Annotated in this window: 15 protein-coding genes; 6 read left to right on the forward strand and 9 right to left on the reverse strand. The window is 59.2% G+C overall.

Going from position 1 to position 16,811, the window contains the following annotated elements:
• Positions 1-120: 120 nt before the first annotated feature.
• Together waaA and ACCC96_RS27365 are read right to left on the reverse strand one after the other, a co-directional pair.
• Entirely contained in the window at positions 121-1,401 is a 1,281-nt protein-coding gene (waaA, locus tag ACCC96_RS27360) for a lipid IV(A) 3-deoxy-D-manno-octulosonic acid transferase (protein WP_413697443.1), read from the reverse strand.
• A gap of 22 nt (positions 1,402-1,423) precedes the next feature.
• Positions 1,424-2,314 carry a LysR family transcriptional regulator gene (locus ACCC96_RS27365; protein WP_018928534.1) on the reverse strand — a complete coding sequence of 297 codons (891 nt, stop codon included), beginning with the start codon at positions 2,312-2,314 and terminating at the stop codon, positions 1,424-1,426.
• 103 nt (positions 2,315-2,417) lie between these two features.
• Here ACCC96_RS27365 and ACCC96_RS27370 point away from each other — a divergent pair, with 103 nt between their 5' ends.
• From ACCC96_RS27370 to ACCC96_RS27385, 4 genes are all read left to right on the forward strand, one after another.
• On the forward strand, positions 2,418-2,750 hold the full coding sequence (locus ACCC96_RS27370; RefSeq protein ID WP_007939639.1) for a DMT family transporter: 333 nt from the start codon (positions 2,418-2,420) through the stop codon (positions 2,748-2,750).
• A gap of 242 nt (positions 2,751-2,992) precedes the next feature.
• Positions 2,993-4,168 carry an NAD(P)/FAD-dependent oxidoreductase gene (locus tag ACCC96_RS27375; protein WP_258672162.1) on the forward strand — a complete coding sequence of 392 codons (1,176 nt, stop codon included), beginning with the start codon at positions 2,993-2,995 and terminating at the stop codon, positions 4,166-4,168.
• On the forward strand, positions 4,165-4,980 hold the full coding sequence (locus tag ACCC96_RS27380) for an aldo/keto reductase (protein ID WP_258672160.1): 816 nt from the start codon (positions 4,165-4,167) through the stop codon (positions 4,978-4,980). The genes ACCC96_RS27375 and ACCC96_RS27380 overlap by 4 nt, the downstream gene beginning before the upstream one ends.
• Positions 4,981-5,061: 81 nt before the next feature.
• On the forward strand, positions 5,062-6,027 hold the full coding sequence (locus ACCC96_RS27385; RefSeq protein ID WP_258672159.1) for a metal ABC transporter ATPase: 966 nt from the start codon (positions 5,062-5,064) through the stop codon (positions 6,025-6,027).
• A gap of 10 nt (positions 6,028-6,037) precedes the next feature.
• Here ACCC96_RS27385 and ACCC96_RS27390 read toward each other — a convergent pair whose 3' ends face one another.
• The 7 genes from ACCC96_RS27390 to msbA form a co-directional block, all read right to left on the reverse strand.
• On the reverse strand, positions 6,038-6,844 hold the full coding sequence (locus ACCC96_RS27390; protein WP_413697444.1) for a hypothetical protein: 807 nt from the start codon (positions 6,842-6,844) through the stop codon (positions 6,038-6,040).
• A 71-nt stretch (positions 6,845-6,915) separates the two neighbouring features.
• Positions 6,916-7,620, reverse strand: coding sequence for a hypothetical protein (locus tag ACCC96_RS27395; RefSeq protein ID WP_413697445.1), 705 nt, complete (start codon positions 7,618-7,620; stop codon positions 6,916-6,918).
• Positions 7,621-7,623: 3 nt separating this feature from the next.
• Positions 7,624-8,598 (reverse strand): glycosyltransferase, encoded by a 975-nt coding sequence (locus ACCC96_RS27400; RefSeq protein ID WP_413697446.1) that lies wholly within the window; start codon positions 8,596-8,598, stop codon positions 7,624-7,626.
• A gap of 122 nt (positions 8,599-8,720) precedes the next feature.
• A complete protein-coding gene (gene hldE, locus ACCC96_RS27405; RefSeq protein WP_026286608.1) occupies positions 8,721-10,142 on the reverse strand; it encodes a bifunctional D-glycero-beta-D-manno-heptose-7-phosphate kinase/D-glycero-beta-D-manno-heptose 1-phosphate adenylyltransferase HldE in 1,422 nt (473 codons plus the stop codon).
• A 102-nt stretch (positions 10,143-10,244) separates the two neighbouring features.
• Positions 10,245-10,850, reverse strand: a complete 606-nt coding sequence (gene cysC / locus ACCC96_RS27410) for an adenylyl-sulfate kinase (protein ID WP_413697447.1) — start codon at positions 10,848-10,850, stop codon at positions 10,245-10,247.
• The gene (locus tag ACCC96_RS27415) at positions 10,843-11,547 is read right to left on the reverse strand and encodes a sulfotransferase family 2 domain-containing protein (RefSeq protein WP_413697448.1); all 705 of its coding nucleotides are present in this window, start codon (positions 11,545-11,547) and stop codon (positions 10,843-10,845) included. The genes cysC and ACCC96_RS27415 overlap by 8 nt, the downstream gene beginning before the upstream one ends.
• A gap of 185 nt (positions 11,548-11,732) precedes the next feature.
• The gene (gene msbA, locus ACCC96_RS27420; protein ID WP_019650724.1) at positions 11,733-13,535 is read right to left on the reverse strand and encodes a lipid A export permease/ATP-binding protein MsbA; all 1,803 of its coding nucleotides are present in this window, start codon (positions 13,533-13,535) and stop codon (positions 11,733-11,735) included.
• Between the two features lie 155 nt (positions 13,536-13,690).
• On the opposite strand from msbA, the gene ACCC96_RS27425 reads away from it, so the two are divergent.
• Complete coding sequence (locus ACCC96_RS27425; protein WP_258672156.1) at positions 13,691-15,556, forward strand: bifunctional O-antigen ligase/aminoglycoside phosphotransferase family protein; 1,866 nt, start codon at positions 13,691-13,693, stop codon at positions 15,554-15,556.
• The gene (locus ACCC96_RS27430; RefSeq protein WP_258672155.1) at positions 15,556-16,779 is read left to right on the forward strand and encodes an acyltransferase family protein; all 1,224 of its coding nucleotides are present in this window, start codon (positions 15,556-15,558) and stop codon (positions 16,777-16,779) included. The genes ACCC96_RS27425 and ACCC96_RS27430 overlap by 1 nt, the downstream gene beginning before the upstream one ends.
• Positions 16,780-16,811 lie beyond the last annotated feature (32 nt).

The raw sequence follows: 16,811 nt of genomic DNA on the forward strand, positions 1-16,811 counted from the left end.
TTCTCCCACCGTTATGTGCCCATGCCGGGGGGGTATATTTAACTAAATAACCCCCATAAAAAAATTTAAACCTTGGGGGCTGGTCCAAACCCCCCCCGCCACAATTGGTCGGTGACAAACTCAAGACTTGTCGATCAACCGCCCCAACCCATCCAGCAACCGTTGCAACGCGCCCTGATTGGTGCGCATCACCTTCAGCCCCGCCTCCGCCATCCGCTGTGCATCGCGCGGCAGTTCGAACAGCCGCTGCACCGCCAGTGCCAGACCTTCGGCATCATCGACCTCGGCCAGCGCCCCGGCGCTGCGCAACTGCGCGGCGATTTCGAGGAAGTTGAACAGGTGCGGCCCGCTGAGCACCGGTTTGGCCAAGGCCGCCGGCTCCAGCAGGTTATGGCCGCCGTTGGGCACCAGGCTGCCACCGACGAAAGCGCTGTCGGCCAGGGCGTAGAGAAACAGCAACTCGCCCATGGTGTCGCCCAGCAGCACCGAAGTGTCTGCGGTCACCGGCTCGCCCGTCGAACGCCGTACCGTGGCGAAACCTTTTTGCCGGCACAACTCAAACACCGGGTTGAAGCGCTCCGGATGACGCGGTACCAGAATCAGCAAGGCATCGGGGTGATTGGCCAGCAGCCGACGATGGGCATCGAGCACCACTTCGTCTTCACCTTCGTGGGTACTCGCGGCGATCCACACCGGGCGTTCCTGCGCCTGCCATTGTCCACGCAACTCGGCAGCACGCTGCAGTAATTGCGGGTCGATGGTCAGGTCGAACTTGATCGAACCGGTCACTTCAACCGTTTCCGGGCGCGCGCCCAAATCGCGGAAACGCTGCGCTTCGGCTTCGGTCTGCACTGCGAACAGGCTCATCTCGGCGAGCATCGGCTGGGTCAGCTTATGGAAGCGGCCATAGCCTTTGGCCGAGCGCTCAGACAGTCGCGCATTAGCCAGGGCCACGGGAATTCCACGCTTGGCGCACTGATGGATATGGTTGGGCCAGAGCTCGGTTTCCATGATCACCGCCAGTTTCGGCCGGGCCCGATCAAGGAATCGCGCCGCAGCGCAAGGCAAGTCATAAGGCAAATAGCAGTGCTGAATGCGCGGCTCGTTGGCAAACAGCGCCTGGATGCGCTCGGATCCGGTCGGGGTCATGCAGGTGACGGTGATCGGCAGCGTCGGATATCGCTGCAGCAAGGCACGGATCATCGGTGCCGCGGCGATGCTTTCGCCCACCGACACCGCGTGCACCCAAAGGCCGTCCGGCTTCATCGCCGGTAGCGCGAGGGAGAAACGCTCGCCAATGCGTTTGGCGTACGCCGGCGCCTTGCGCGCCCGCAGCCAAAGCCGAATCGCTACCAATGGCAGCCCCAGGTAAAACAGCGCGGTGTAGAGGGTTCTATTCATGGCGGCGGAGTTTATCGGTTTTTTAGCCAATCGCCTGCAAGTGCACGGCAAAACGTTCCGCCAGCCAACGGGCTGCCGGGCCGAGGGGCTCGTCGCGGCGCCAGACCAGCTCCACAATCAATGCCGGCGGCGTCCATTCGCTGGTCAGTTCGACCATCAGATTCTGATACGCCGGGTACTGCACGACATGGCGCGGCAACCAGGCCCAGCCAAGGCCGCGCATCACCCACTCGGCCATCACATAGAAACTGTCGGCCCGCCAGACCTGCGGGCTGGCTGGTTCACTGCCGGGATAGACGCTGGACTGCGTGGACATCAGCAACTGTCGATGCTGCGCCAGTTGCTGGCAATTGACCTGCGTCTGTTGCGCCAATGGATGCCCCACGCCGCACACCGTGACCATTTCAACGCTGCCCAGCACTCGGCGCTCAAGGGCTTCGGGAATCTGCTCGTGATAAAACAGCAAACCCAGGTCGGCCCGACGCTCCACCAGTTTGCGCGCGACATCACCCTGGGCCGCGCTGGTCAGTTGCACTTCGAGGCTGGGAAATTGTTCGGCCAGGGCTTCGAAGCTTTCAACCACTGCCTGATAAGGCATTGCCTCGTCCTGAGCCACCCGCAAACTCGCTTCCTGGCCGCGCATCATCGCCAATGCCCGGCCGTTGAGGCGCTCACATTGGCGCAGCACTTCCCGCGCCTCTTCAAGCAGCGCGGTGCCGGCTTCGGTGAGTTTCGGCTGGCGACCACTGCTGCGATCGAACAGGCTGACGCCCAGGTCCTCTTCCAGCAGCGCAATCGAACTGCTGACCGCCGACTGCGCCTTGCGCTGATCCCGCGCCACCGCGGAAAAGGAACGCTGTTCCGCGACACTGACAAACAAGTGCAGCTGTTCCAGACTCCATTGCATGTTCATGGCTCAACCCATCTTCAGAACAGATAGGTAATGACTTTACCGCATCTGGCGGATCTCTAGAATGCCGACCTCAGAAAGCAACACTTCATACGAGGATTGACCCATGACCGCTTACTACTACCTCGCAATTGCCATCTGCGCCGAAGTGATCGCCACCGTTTCGATGAAAGCGGTCAAGGGTATCAGCACGCCACTGCCGCTGCTGCTGGTCATCGTCGGTTACGGCATTGCTTTCGGGATGCTGACCCTGGTGGTGCGCAGCGTTCCGGTCGGCGTGGCCTACGCGGTGTGGGCCGGCATGGGCATCGTGATGGTCAGCGTCGCGGCACTGTTTATCTACGGGCAGAAACTGGATGTGCCGGCAATGCTGGGGATGGCGTTGATTGTGCTGGGCGTCGTGGTTATTCAGCTGTTCTCGAAAACCGCGGGGCATTAACTGCTGACATCAACCTCTTGTGGCGAGGGGGCTTGCCCCCGTTGGGCCGCGAAGCGGCCCCCAAAACCTGAATCCGGGATACGCCTGACACACCGAGACAACCGGATTTGCGACTGCTTCGCAGCCGAGCGGGAGCAAGCTCCCTCGCCACAGGTTTTGCATCCGCTCTATTGATCACCAACAAATCTCCTGCGCATCGAGTCTGTATACTGCGCCCTCGTCTTGAACACTGAGGTCGCTGCATGCCATCCGTTATTTCCACCGACGTTCTGATTGTCGGCGCTGGTGTCGCCGGCCTCTGGCTGAATGCACGCCTGCGCCGCCAGGGTTTCTCGACCGTGCTGGTGGAAAGCGCCAGCCTCGGTGGCGGGCAAAGCCTGAAGTCCCAGGGCATCATCCACGGCGGTGCCAAATACGCGTTGCACGGCGCCCTGACCGGTGCCTCGGAGGCCATTGCCGACATGCCGCGTCGCTGGCGTGAGGCGCTGGCCGGCGACGGCGAACTGGACCTGTCCGACGTGCGCGTATTGTCCGATGCCCATTACCTCTGGTCCCCCGGCACCCTCGCTGGCAACCTCACCAGCTTTTTCGCCAGCAAAGCCGTGCGCGGGCGGGTCGATCAGGTCAAAGGTGATCAATTGCCGCCGGCGCTGCAAGACAAGCGCTTCAAGGGCAAGGTCTATCGCTTGACGGAACTGGTGGTCGACGTGCCAAGCCTGATCCAGCGCCTGGCCGACCTGGCTGGCGACGGTCTGCTGGCCGGTCAGCACATCGAACCGCTACTGGAGAATGGCGAACTGGTCGGTTTGAAAGTCGACGAACGCGAAATCCGCGCCCAGCGCATCGTTCTCAGTGCCGGTGCCGGCACCGCTGACCTGCTGACCACGCTGGGCCTGAGCCAGCCGGCCATGCAGCGCCGTCCCCTGCACATGATCATCGTCAAAGGCCCGAGCCTCAAACCGCTGTACGCCCACTGCCTGGGCGGCGGGCCGAAGCCGCGCGTCACCGTGACCACTCACCCGGCCGCCGATGGCCAGTGGGTCTGGTACGTGGGAGGCGACATCGCCGAAGCTGAAGGCGTGGCCCGCGAGCCAGCCGCGCAAATTGCCGCCGCCCAGAAAGAACTTGGCCAACTTCTGCCGTGGATCGACCTGAGCACCGCACAGTGGGCGACCTTGCGGGTCGAACGCGCCGAGCCGCTGCAATCGGGCCTGACCCGCCCGGACAACGCCTTCCTCGCCGAGCAGAATCGTTTGCTGGTGGGCTGGCCGACCAAACTGGCCCTGGCACCGGACTTCGCCGACCGCGTCATCGCCTCGTTGCAACGCGACGGCATTCAGCCAAGCCATGCCGCCCCGCTGCCGGAACTGCCGAAACCGCCGATCGGTGTCCCTGCCTGGGAGCAACTGCTGCCATGAGCCAACCGACCCTGCATGACCTGCATCGCCCGCTGGGCAGCACAGGCCTGCTGGTATCACCCCTGGGCCTGGGCACAGTGAAACTTGGCCGCGATCAAGGGGTGAAATACCCCAACGGTTTTCAGATCCCCGACGACGACGAAGCCCGCAGGCTGCTCAAACTCGCGCGCGACCTGGGCATCAACCTGATCGACACCGCCCCGGCCTATGGCCGCAGCGAAGAGCGTCTCGGCCCGTTGCTGCGTGGTCAGCGTCAGGACTGGGTAATCGTCAGCAAGGTCGGCGAAGAGTTTGCCGACGGTCAGTCCCGCCATGATTTCAGCGCTGCGCATACCCGGTTCTCGGTGGAGCGCAGCCTGCAACGCCTGGAAACGGACTTTATCGATCTGGTGCTGGTGCATTCCGACGGCAACGACCTGGCGATCCTCAACGACAATGAGGTCTATGCGACCCTTGCCGAGCTCAAGCGCGAAGGCAAGATTCGCGGTTTCGGCTTTTCCGGTAAAACCGTCGAAGGCGGTTTGAAGGCTCTGGAACAAGGTGATTGCGCAATGGTCACCTACAATCTGAACGAACAGAGCGAGAAGCCAGTCATTGACTATGCTGCTGCTCACGGCAAAGCGATCCTGGTCAAAAAGGCCCTGGCCAGCGGCCACGTCTGCCTGAGCCCGGGTGTTGATCCGGTGCGTGCCAGCTTCGAGTTGTTGTTTGAACACCCGGGGGTGGCCAGTGCTATTGTCGGGACCATCAATCCGCTGCACCTCGCCCACAACGTCGCGACCGTTGCCCAGGTCCTTCATAGGGCCTGTTGACGTTTGGTGACGACCGCGACGCTGGCCGTCAACAGACCCTAGCCATTGATGCCGCCCACGCGGCCTTAAGCAGGAGCCGACATGCCGCGTACGCTGATCAGAAAGAACCCGAGCAACTTCAAGACCCTGCCGCTGTTCGTCGAAGCCACGCCCGAAGGTTTGAGTTATCAGAGCGTCGGGATGCCGTTGAATTTTTCCCAGACCCTGCAACGCCGCCGTCCGGTGACGGTGGCCGATAGCGAGCGGTTTGCCCTGGAGCTGGCGAACCTCGGGGTTTCGGTGCGCCTGACCCTGCATTGGCAGAATCGCGACTACTGGGTGTTGGTGCGTCAACGTCGGCAGGATCGCGGCGACGTGGTGCTCAAGCTGATCTCCGGCTACGTGCCGGCCCATGAGCTGAACCTGCCGCTGCACACGGCGACCCAGGAAATTGCCGAAGAGTGCCTGCTGGAAACCCCGGAAGGCTGGCTCAGCGGGCGCTTCAACGAAACCTGGCTGCCAGCGCCCTACTCGGCTGCCCTGCACTACCGCGAAGCCCTGCCGTTTCGCCTGACACCACTCTCCGGCTCGGCGCGGCCGGTGCGCTGCGCGAACATGCCGCTGATCGAACGTCCCCGGGCCTACGTGCACTTGCCGACAGCCTCGCTGCAATTGATCTACGATTTGCGCCTGGACGTGCCCAAGGAAGCCAAATCCCTGAGCCTGTTCCATGTCGACGAGCGGCTGGAGGGCGATCAACTGGTGGCCCGGCTCGATCGCAAACGTCCCGATTTGTACCTGATGCCACTTGAAGACGGGGTGCCCCTCCCCGAGTTGTATACGCTCAAGCGCGATAAGCTTTTACCGGCCAGTACCCGTGGACTGTACCTGGCGGAGAGCTTCGCTATCCAACAAGGTTGGGTGGTCCGTGAAGAACGTATTCGCTGGAAGGACTGGATAGCACAACAAGGGCTGGGGGTACCGAAAGCTCAGCGACAAGGGTTGAAGCAACTTAGCGTGAAGGCTCTCCGACTGGTGAAGCTGGTGCGGGGAACACTGAGTAAATAATTGCTTGCGCCTAGCTTGATCGTTGCTTGTCCATGAACGTGCGGAACTGCGCAAACAAATGAAAGTAGCGATTCTCCCGCTTGCCCATGCCGCGCTTGGGAGAGAACGATTCATCAGCAAATGCACCGGTGATACGAACACGGGAAGCCTTGGTATCCATGGTGCAAATCCGGGCTCCTGCCTGTTGCAATACGTATTTGAGCAGTCGTTCGGAATGTAACTGCCTTCCTGTCGCCTTGCAGAAGTCGAAGATGTGCTCGATCCTTTTCCCATAAGCCATATAGGTATCACGCCCACAAATGGCAAAACGATCGTTCAGCCCCCCCCACCACTGCCAATCAGGGATATAGCTATTCAGTCGCCTGGCTTCAGGGTGATCGAACACATAGGCGGGAAGCGGTGTGTGATAGAAATTGTCCGGACGAACGAATACTACGAAATCAGGATTGAAGGACTCCATCATGGCGGTGACTGTGTGCAGCGAATTCAGCTGATAGATCAGGTTCCGAAGTGATGCGTACTCGTCAGCCCAGGTATCGCCGAGTGCCTTGACTTGTTCAAAGTTCCAACGCTCAAGAACACCTTCCGTTGAAGTGAGCTGGCCCGTCATAACCTCGAAGGCCTTATAGTTATCCGCCTTCAGCGCCCCCCTTTCGCCTGAGCGCGCGTTCTGGACTTCGTCGACTTTATACAGATGATAAAAGCATTTTACGTTGCTGTTCGGGGGCAACTGCGCAAGAACGTTTTCTTGAATGGAGGGAAAGCAGATTTCCGAATTTCTTGGGATACCAAAAAAAGCCACCGCAACATTTAACACTCGACAACACCCCTGAAAGAAAACGAGCCCGCTTTTCGGCGCCCTGCTGGTGACCGGTTACCAACAATCATTCATTTGCGACGAAGCAATGTTTGCCACCAACTACGACGCTGCAGAGGCACGACGATGACGTCCGACTTCTGCAACCAGTCTCGCTCATAGTCCCAGGCATGCCCACCCCAGAGCTTTCCTGCCTCGTTGGAAAAACCCAATGTCATCAGTTGGTAGGTATAACCAGTGTGACTGCGCAGCCAATCGAACAACACCAGTGCATTGAAGCCGGTGGAAGGTCCAACATACCGCTTGCCTCCTGGTCGGTCGACCGGATAGTTCCACAGTGCCGGTAACGGAATGCGCTCCCAAAAAAGCGCCACTCGCGGCAAAGCGCACATTGGCTCCGTACATCCCACCAGCATTGTGAAACAACGCTCGCCAGCGTGTTCGAAAAGTCGCCGCACTTCAGATCCATAAGGAAGGCCGAAAAAGTAAGCGTCCGGCGCGTTGTAGCCATGAACGAATACATTGACGCTCTGCGGGCTAAGCAATGCTGATTTAACACAGGTGTTGAAGCTGACCACGACGTCATCAATGCCAATATTCAGTGCCTGGAAATCGGCCGACGTAATAGCCGGATTATTAGCTATAAGCACAACGCGAGCGGCCGAGCGCAGACAGTCTTTCAGCTCCTGCGGCAGTCCATCCATAACGGACTGGTGCCCACCAGGCATTGCATCCAGCGCCAATTGTTCACAGGTTTGAGGCTTCTGACATTCCATGAGCTACTCCGGAACCTTCATCCCATGACGTAACTTGACCCACAGACGAGTGAATGCTGCTGGCGGTCGCCAAGGACGCATTTCACGCTGGATTTCAACAGCGAGGGTACGTCCCACACGTGCAAAGGAATACTGGCTCTCAGCGAACGCCTGCCCGTTACTGGCGATACGAGACGCTAACGCAGGATCATTCTCCAACAGCTTGAGTTTTTCCACTGCCTCCTCTTCGGAGCGATAGAACACGGTGTTGTGCATATCCTGAAAGCCCAACAACTCATCTTCTTCACCTTGACTCCAGGCCAGCAGTACACAGCCACAGGCCATGGCTTCAAAGTTTTTGATCATGAATTCGCCCATGCCGATATCGGCACTGACAAAGATCTTGATGCGATTGAGTGTTTCAAGATATTCGGCGCCAGACTGGGTCCGGGTTACCAACATGCCGGTACGCCGAGCCAGCGATTCAAGGACGGCCTTGCGCTGCGCATATTCGGTACTTTTCAAACTGCCCAGAAACCCGATCGGAATGTCTCGAACACCGTCCATGTTATGCAGCATCTGTTCGTCATATCCTTTTGAAACGAACACTGCATCAATATTTTCAGCTTGCATCCTACGCGCAACAACAGCGCCAGACACCAGCACGCGAGAGCTTGGGAGACGGCGATACAGACGCGAATAAACTCTCCGGTACTTACTGTCGGGCATGTAGTTCTGATAGGCGTCATGTTCGAGAAAAATCAGCCCGGGAATACACTTTAGAACACTGAGCTGCGGCGCGAGGCGCTTGACTCTGGAGAAAATCACGACCCGGTCAAAGTTCTGATAATTGACCGAAGCGAGAAACGGGCCGAGCTTCATCTGTTGCAGTTTGCTTAGGCGATAGACAACGCAATCGGTGCAGTTCTGCTGCACGATTTCATACAGACGGTCCAATATGACACGCTGCTCATCCATCACCAGGAGCATGACTTTCATAAAATAACTACCACAAGACAACAGCAGGTAAGCGCGGATTTGTACCGGCCAACGTCAACGGGAACGGTTATACCTCCAAGGTAAGACCGTTCACGTACATTACAAAACGAGAGACGCCCACCTCAACGGCTGCGTATCTTCTCGACGATTGCAGTGGTCGAGCTGTTTTCCACCAACCCCAGTACTTTCACCGTCCCGCCGTAAGCGTTGACGATGTCCGCGCCAACCACTTGGTCGACCCCGTAATCACCGCCCTTGACCAGTACATCCGGCTTGACCGCACGCAGCAGGTTTTCCGGGGTGCCTTCCGAGAAGCTGATCACCCAGTCCACGGCGCCTAAACCTGCCAGTACCGCCATGCGACGGTCGACGCTGTTGATCGGACGACCCGGTCCTTTCAAGCGGCTCACCGACGCATCGTCATTGACCGCCACGATCAGGCGATCACCTTGGGCGCGCGCCTGTTCGAGGTAGGTCACGTGGCCGGCATGCAGGATGTCGAAGCAACCGTTGGTGAACACGATCTTCTCTTTGTGCGCTCGCGCGTCATCGACCGCCAGCAGCAACTGCTCGAGGCCCAGCACACCGCGCTCGGAGCCTTCCTCGCGCTGGATCGCGCGACGCAGTTCCGGTGCGCTGATGGCCGCGGTACCGAGCTTGCCGACCACGATGCCCGCCGCCAGATTAGCCAGGGCCACCGCATGGGGCAGCTCTTCGCCAGCGGCGATCGCCGCCGCCAGGGTAGAAATCACCGTGTCGCCGGCGCCGGTCACGTCGAACACTTCACGGGCACGGGCCGGCAGGTGCAGCGCCGGATGATCCGGACGCAGCAAGGTCATGCCGTGCTCGCCACGGGTTACCAGCAACGCACCGAGGTCGAGGTCGTGCATCAGCTGCGCGCCCTTGCTCACCAGTTCGTGCTCATCGGCGCAACCGCCGACGATGGTTTCGAACTCGCTGAGGTTCGGGGTGATCAGGCTCGCGCCACGGTAGATCGAGAAATCCTTGCCCTTGGGATCGGCCAGCACCGGAATGCCACGGGCACGGGCGGCCTGGATCAGCACCTGATGGTTTTTCAGCGCGCCTTTGCCGTAATCGGACAGCACCAGCACCTTGATGCCTTCGAGCAATTCGTCGACTTGCTCGCCCAGCGCCAGGGCGTCAGTTGCGAAAGGCTCTTCGAAGTCGATACGCAGCAATTGCTGGTGACGGCTCATGACCCGCAGCTTGACGATGGTCGGCTGGTGCGCAATGCGCTGGAACAACGCCCGCACGCCGGCGCCCTTGAGGCTATTGACCAGGCTGTCGGCGGCTTCGTCGTCGCCAGTCACACCGACCAGCGAGGCCGGCGCACCGAGCGCGGCAATGTTCAAGGCAACGTTGGCGGCACCGCCCGGGCGGTCCTCGATGTGCTCGACCTTGACGACCGGTACCGGCGCCTCAGGAGAGATCCGTGAGGTACCACCATGCCAATAACGGTCGAGCATGACATCGCCGACCACCAAGACAGGGGCTTGATTGAATCGCGGCATGGACAACTTCATGGAGCAACCCACATACAAAATGAACAGGGGCGCGATATTAACACAGGGTTGGCGCTGGCTTGCGGGGCGCCTGCAAGCGGATGAATCGGCGGGGATTTCTGTTCATTTATTGAGCAGAAATTGCGATAAACGATGGCAAGCGCCCTCAAGTTGCAGCGCCTGGGTGTCGATCTCGCACTCCGCCGTCAGCGGTGCCTCATAAGGGCTGTCGATGCCGGTGAAGTTCGTGATCCGCCCTTGGCGGGCCGCTCGATACAGACCTTTGGGGTCTCGTTGCGCGCACACCGCGAAGGGCGTGCTCACAAATACCTCGATGAAATCGCCCTCAGCGAACAACCGACGAGCGGCATCACGCTCTGCGCGAAACGGCGAGATCGCCGCCACAATCACAATCAAACCGGCGTCGACCATCAGCCGTGCCACCTCGGCCATGCGCCGGATGTTTTCCCGGCGACACTCGGCACTCATTCCCAAGTCACGACACAGGCCATTGCGCAAATTGTCGCCATCGAGCAGGAACGTGTGCAGCCCGTGCCGATTGAGTTGCAACTCCAGTGCATTGGCCAGGGTCGACTTGCCCGCGCCTGACAGGCCCGTCAACCAGAGGCAACGCGGGTGCTGGAATTTGATTGCGGCGCGGTCGCGGTTCGACAGTGACAGATCGTAAGGCCTGATCTCTGGAACAGGTATCGACAGGGTCTCATTCATAACCGAGCATTTCGTAATCGCGCTGGTACACCCGTCGCACCAGCCGACGGGTACGCACCGAGCAGAAATCGCGGGCAAGCATCGGACGCCGCTGTTGCGAGCCGTTGACGTGAGGTAACACCGCCCAGTGGCCTACCTGTTCGCAGACCAGGCGAAAATCCCGCTCCAGATGCTCCTGGTAGCCGATGAAGTCCAGAGCCAGATGCCCCAGGGAGTCGGTCAGAAAATCCGTTTGCGCGGCAAAATGCATTTGCCGGCTGATTGTCTCCGAATGCAGCCAGCGAGCGACGAAGTCATCAAAGTCGCGGTAGTGGCTGACCAGCTTCTGCGCCGCCTGATCGCGCCGGCCCAACTCGTTGCCGCGCAAAAAAGCATAAGCCGAGTAGGCCCTTTCCAGCGGATCACGAACGAAGGCGAACTTGAAACTGGCGGCGAACTGCTCGGGAAATTGCTGCTCGTACCAGTACAACGGCAAGTGCCCGGGGCTCCAGCCATCGAACATCGCTGCACACACGCTGCTCCCGGCACACTTGGGAACATGAATGAATAGACAGGAACGCTGCTCGAAGGCCTGTGGGAAACTCAGGTTGGCCGACATCGACTTGTTGATCACCTGACGGTCCACGACCGACAGGCGTCCCAGCAGGAAAGCCCGCTGCGGCTTGGGCAAGAGCTTCCAGAGATAACGTTGCAGCATGGCAGTACCCGCGCGAAAGGGTTGGCCCCCTCGATTGAAGTCAAAGTTCGTTCAGGAACCTTAACAAGCGCGTTGCCGAGATTTATTCCGGTTTGGTCAAGAAGCGTAAAGGTCTGGATACAATCCACCGGACGCGTTGCACGTCGGTGAACGCAAGGGTGAGCAGGGCTCACCCTTGCATCGAGTCAGGCGATGTCTTCCGCCGGGGCGTCGAGCCCCATGGCGTTCAGGCGGGCGTAGTAGCCATTCTGCGCCAGAAGCTCGGCATGGGTGCCGCGCTCGACGATCCGGCCCTGATCCATGACCAGAATCAGGTCAGCCTTCTCGATGGTCGACAACCGGTGAGCGATGACCAGCGTCGTGCGACCTTTCATGACCTGATCCAGCGCAGCCTGAATATGCCGCTCGGATTCGGTATCGAGGGCCGAAGTGGCTTCGTCGAGAATCAGCAACGGTGCATTCTTCAGCAGAGCCCGGGCAATTGCCAGACGCTGACGCTGACCGCCGGACAGCAACACGCCGTTCTCGCCGACCTGGGTGTCCAGGCCTTCGGGCAACTGCGCAATGAAGTCCATCGCGTAGGCGTCTCTTGCCGCTTTCTCGATGTCTTCGCGGGGAGCCCCAGCCAGATCGCCATACGCAATGTTGTTGGCCACGGTGTCGCTGAACAGCGTCACATGCTGGGTCACTTGGGCGATGTGCCTGCGCAGGTTCAGCAGCTTGTACTGTTCCACTTCAACGCCATCGATCAGGATCTCGCCCTTGTCGTGGTGGTAGAAGCGCGGAATCAGGTTGGCCAATGTCGACTTGCCGCTGCCCGAACGCCCCACCAATGCCACCATTTGCCCCGGCTCGACCGAGAAACTGATGTCATCGAGTACCTGGCGATCGGTGCCCGGGTAAGTGAAGCTCAAGTGACGCACATCCAGACGACCGCTGACGGCATCGCGCTCGATGGTGCCGGTATCGACTTCAGGTTCGACGTCCAGTTGCTCGAAGATACTCTCGGCGCCGGCCACACCTTTCTGGATGGTCGAGCTGACTTCGGACAATTGGCGGATCGGCTTCGGCAGCAGGCCCGCCAGAGTAATGTAGGCCACCATGTCACCGGCGGACGCATCGCCGCGCAGGAACAACACCAGGAACATCAGCACCGCCATGGCGGTATAGATCACCAGTTGCAGCAGCGGTGTATAGATGGCGCCGGTGCGAGTCATGCGCAGTTGCTTGTCGGTGTTGCCCTGGCTGGCATTGAAGAAACGCCTTTCTTCATAGACTTCGCCGCCGAAGCTGCGCACCACACGATAGCCCTGGATCGTTTCCGAGGCCACGTGCGTCACGTCGCCCATGGCGGCCTGGATCTTCTTGCTCTGTTTACGGAATTTCTTGCTGGCGGTGCGCACCATCAAGGCGATCAACGGCAGGATCGCGACCATGACCAGCGTCAAGCGCCAGTTCATGAACAGCAGCGAGGCGAACAGGAACATCACCGTCATGCCTTCACGAATTACGACCTTGATCGCATCTGTGGCCGCCCCCGTGACCATGGTCACGTTGAAGGTGATGCGCGAAATCAGATGACCCGAGTTATGCTTGTCGAAATAGCGGTTGGGCAGGACCAGCAGGTTGTTGAACAGCTGCACACGCAAGTCGTGGACCAGCCCGAGAGAAACCTTGGCCAGGAAGTAGTTGCCCAGATAAGATCCGAGCCCCTGCCACGCTGCAATCAGGATGATCAGCAGAGGCACGGCCTGCAGCAGCTGCAGGTCACGCAGGTACGGTACGGTTGGAAACAGCGCCGCTTCGGGGTTGGACAGGCCGTCGACGAAATACTTGAGGATGTACCCGAGCATTGGCTGAGTCGAAGCGAAAATCAGAAAACCGACAATGCTGATCAGGAACAGGCTGATGTACGGCCGGACATAGCTGAGCAGGCGGAAGTAGATTTTCAAGCTCGATGGGCTTGCGGAGAGACTGGAGTCGGTCATATCACGCGAATGTCGATAAAAAGGACGCTGACTTTAGCACAGCTTCTTCTGGGTTCTGGCAATCGCATAAAGGCTGTTATTGTTAAGCGTCATATTCAGCATCAAATAGCCATCACCCCGAATGGCCGATCAACTTCAGGATTGAATCTCTCAGCATGCAACTCAGTGGCTTCAACAACACATCCAATCGAGTCTTCGATTTCATTTGCCTCTGGATTCTTCCACTTGGCTACTTCCTGCTGCTGTGCGCGATGTTCTTTCTGCCTGGTCGCAGCCTGCATCACAAGCTTTTTTATGGGCTGTTCAGCATTCCATCGTTTATTGTCCTGTGCCTGCGCCCCCGCGAACTCAAAGAGTTGCTGCGCGAACCGATCTTCGTCGCGGCACTGTTGTTCGCCGCCTGGGCCTTGCTCAGCCTGAGCTGGGGACCGCCGATGGAGCAAAGCGTCATCGGTCAGTTCAAACCCTCTTTACACACCCTGCTGTTGTTCGCTGGCTGCTACCTGCTGGTGCGCTACCGAAGCGAGATCATCCAGCCCCTGCTGTTCAGTGCCGCAATGGTCGGGCTGTTCGCGTCGGCCTACAACCTGTTCATGTTTACCCGCCTCTACGAGCCGGGCATGCGCCTGATCGGGAGCGGCGCATTCGACAACCCACTGCTCAGCTCCCACGTATTCGGTTTTTTTTGTACCTACTGGCTGAGCGTGAGCATGACCTGCAAGCGTCGCCAGATACTCTGGCTGAGCATCCCGGCGATGGCGATCATGTTCGCCGCGGTGATCGCCACCGGCTCCAGAACCCCGCTGGTTGCTTTGACAATGGCAGCGCTCTGGCTGAGTTTCATCATCTGGAGCCGCCGTTCTTTCGTATTGCTGGGCGCGCTGTTGATCATCGGCGCAGCGGTTGCCGTACTGTTTTCGCAGATGATCGTCGAGCGCGGCGACTCCTATCGCTTTGAAATCTGGCAGCTGGCCCTGCAAAAAATTGCCGAGCACCCGTGGATCGGTCATGGCTACAACGCCACCCTGACTCTCGACCCCGGTATCGGCTACACCTTGCAGGAGCCTCATAGCTTCGCCTTGGGGGTGCTCTATTACGTTGGTATTTTCGGCTTGCTGCCGTGGCTGTTCTTCCAGGTCCGGGCCTTGCTGAATAGCTGGCGGTATCGCCTGCAACCGTTGTTCATCATCGCCTCGACCTGGCTGGTATTCGGCATCGGCGCCGGCCTGACCGAAGGCGGTGGCATCATCTCCCGGCCCAAGGAGCACTGGTTTCTGCTGTGGATTCCGCTGGCGCTGATCGCCGCATTAAGCATCAACCAGCGTGCCAGGCGCCTATTGGCAATGCCGATCAGAACCTTGACACCAGCCGCCCTGCAACAACTGACCGCCAATGCCCAAGTGATCGAAGAAGACGGGCTGGGACCAAAAGTCCTACGCCTGGTCGATGGCAGCTTTCTCAAGTTGTTCCGTCGCCGTCGCTGGTACACCTCGGGCAGCTTCAATCCCTATTCCGAACGGTTTGCCGCCAACAGCCAGCAATTGCGCAACATGGGTATCCCGACCCCGCAAATTCTGGACCTGTATCGACTCAAGGACGGTAGCAGTGCCGTGCACTATTCGCCGCTGCCAGGCAGCACTTTGCGTCAAGTTCTTCAAGGCATTACCGCGCCCGCGGTGCGTCAGGCACTGGTTGAGCGTTTCGGCAAGCTCCTGGCGCAACTGCATGAACAAGGTATCTATTTCCGCTCCCTGCACCTGGGCAACGTACTGGTCCTGGATGACGGTGAGTTCGGCCTGATCGATCTGGCAGACATGCGCATCTATCCGTCATCGCTGAGCCTGTCCCTGCGCAAGCGCAATCTGCGCCATATGCAGCGTTACACCGAAGATCGACGCTGGCTGTTCGAAGAACACTTTGATGCGCTACTTCAGGGCTACGCCGTGATGGCGTCGAAATCTGCCGTGGATAACCTGCACAGGCAAGTGCTAACCAGGAGTCATCCCGCCCAGGCTCATTAATGGTCGAAACCAACCCCTTCATTGCGCTGGCGGCCTATCTGCTGGCCATCGTGACCGCCGCCCTGTTGTTGCGCGCCGTTCCGAAAATCGCCCGACACCTCAGGCATGCCGGTGAGAGCCGCTTTGCCAGTATCGATGGGTTGCGCGGCTATCTGGCTTTCGGCGTGTTCGTGCACCACTCGATCATTACCTGGATCTTCCTGCGGACCGGTGTGATCGGATTTCCACCGAGCAATTTCTACTCCCAGCTGGGTCAGGGCAGCGTCGCGCTGTTTTTCATGATTACCGGTTTTCTGTTCTGGAACCGCTTACTCACCCAGGGGCGTCAACACGACTGGCTGGCCTTCGCCGTATCGCGACTGTTTCGTCTCTACCCGCTGTACTTGCCGCTGATGTCGATTGTGTTTGTCACCGTGTTCTATCTGCAGAACTGGGAACTCAAGGATCCGGCTACCCGACTGCTCGGCCAGACACTGGCGTGGCTGACCTTCGACCGACCGGACGTCAACCAATACCCGCAGACCGGCATGCTGATCTCCAACGTCACCTGGACCCTGGGCTACGAAGTGTTCTTCTATCTGGCGCTGCCGCTGGCTGCCATGGTGTTCATCTATCGCGGCAGCTGGTTGCGGGTGGGGTTGTGCCTAATCGGCATTTACGCACTGTACAAATTGGTCGGCTGGGAGCACTCGCTGAAAAATCACTTCCTGGTCAGTTTTCTCGGCGGAATAGGCGCCGCGTACTGGATTCGCCGGCCGTCTCTGGTGGCCTGGGGTCAGACCCGACTGGCGGGGATCATCGCCCTGATAGCGTTGGCGATTGCGTTTACAGCATTCAACCGCGCGTTCAACCTGATGCCGTTGCTGTTGCTCTCGCTGTTTTTTGTGATCGTGGCGTCTGGCAACACGCTGTCTGGTGCCCTCAAGCCGTGCAGCATCCGCTGGCTTGGAGAAATCAGCTACAGCGTCTATCTGCTGCACGGGTTCGTGCTCTGGGCGATAGTGCAGCGCCTGCCGTTGGTGTTGCAGCTGGATGCCCGGGAAGCCTGGATCTTCCTACCGTTGCTCGCCCTATGCAGCTGCCTGCTGATCATCATCAGCAGCCTGACATTCCTGTACATCGAGAAACCGGGCATCGATGCTGGCAAGAAAACCCTGCAGTGGCTGCGCCAGCACAGGGAAGGTCAGAAAAAACTCCCTCAGAAGGTCGCTCCACAACGTTGAGCAATCACCGGGGCTGTCGCTGACGGGCATAC

It is taken from the genome of Pseudomonas sp. Pseusp11, from assembly GCF_047304405.1.
Classification (GTDB): Bacteria; Pseudomonadota; Gammaproteobacteria; order Pseudomonadales; family Pseudomonadaceae; genus Aquipseudomonas.